The sequence below is a fragment of the Micromonospora sp. NPDC047753 genome, assembly GCF_040642735.1.
Taxonomy (GTDB): domain Bacteria; phylum Actinomycetota; class Actinomycetes; order Mycobacteriales; family Micromonosporaceae; genus Micromonospora.
This window is the reverse complement of the sequence record NZ_JBEYSL010000855.1, coordinates 1-1386: the sequence shown is the minus strand read 5'-3', so window position 1 is coordinate 1386 and position 1386 is coordinate 1. Positions and strand designations below refer to the sequence as shown.

1 pseudogene is annotated in these 1386 nt (G+C 74.1%); it reads right to left on the bottom strand.

The window, feature by feature from the left end:
- Positions 1-274 precede the first annotated feature (274 nt).
- Positions 275-1309, bottom strand: a pseudogene (locus tag ABZ749_RS35220) (LysM domain-containing protein); the annotation flags it as partial.
- Positions 1310-1386 lie beyond the last annotated feature (77 nt).

Genomic DNA, 1386 nt, shown 5'->3' with positions numbered 1-1386 from the left:
GTATGGAGTAAAGACGGGCTCTCTTGCGATCGCCACTGCCTTGGCCCGCACCACTGCCACCCTGGCCCGCGCCACTGCCTTGGCCCGCACCACTGCCACCCTGGCCCGCGCCACTGCCTTGGCCCGCACCACTGCCACCCTGACCCGAGCCACTGCTTCGGCCCGAGCCACTGCTTCGGCCCGAGCCACCGTTTCGGCCCGTGCCTGCACCGCTTCGGCCCGCACCGCGGCGTGATGTGCGGGAGGACGCGGCCAGTCGGGGAGCCGCCCCTGCGGTGGCTGGACGGCGGCGCAGCCCCAGGACTGCGCCTATCTGAGCGCCGACGATGCTCGCCACGGCCAGCACGGCAGAGACCGCCAGCGGGCGGTTCACCCGATCGGCGGGACCGACTCGGGCTGCACCGACCGTCATCGCTGGTGGTTGGCCCGCTGACTCCGTACCACTGGGTGGTGCCGGGGCCACCCGCGGCGGTGCGGCCCGCTCGGGCGCCGGCCGGGGCGCGGGCGGCTTCGGTGCCGCGGGCCTGTCGACGAGCCGACCGGTGGCGTGCTGCCGGGACCCCTGGTCGGTGGCCTCCGTGGGCAGTCGGAGCAGTTGGCCGGGGCGGATCCGGTCCGGGTCGTCGAGCTTGTTCAGCTTGGCGAGCTGTCGGTAGTCGTCGAACTCGTCCAGGTACCGTTCGGCCACCTCCCCGAGGTAGTCGCCCCGCGCCACCCGGTACACCGGCGCGGGCTCGTCGTTCGCCGCCGAGGCGCCGGGTGCGGCCAGCCCCGTCCCGGCCAGGCCGAGCAGGCCGCCCCGGGCCACCGGCGCTGCCGTGTCTGGTGTCGTCGCGGCTCGGCTCGGCGCGGCCAGGGTGGTGACGGACGTTGCGCTCGGACTCGCGTACACCGGAGTGCTGTAGACCGCTGCGGCGCTGGCGGCGGCCGGGCTGGCGATCAGGATCAGCGCGACCGAGCCGACCAGCGCGGCGGCGGCCTTCTGCTGGCGGCCCATCCCGGGCAGCTTCGGCGCCGGCCGGCGCAGGGTCTGTGCGCCCAGTTCGACGAGGACGGAGAAGGCGAACGTGGCCCAGCCGAACCACCCGGCCAGGGCCAACGCCCGCAGGAAGAGCTGACCGTCGTCCCGACTGGTCAGCGCGGTGCCCACCTCGCTGATCGTGGGGAGGTGATCGGGCAGCGGGTTACCGGCGAAGGCCAGCAGCGCGATCGGCGCGCCGACCAGCAGCACCAGGAGCACGGCCAGCGCGCCGATGCCGGTGAGGATCCGTCCGGTCCGCCGTACGACGGACCCACCCGATACGGGCATGGCTGCCTTCCTTCCTACGGTGTTGCGGTGATGGCACGCGCGGTCGCCTCGCCGGTGACGGTGACCGTCTTCTTCTG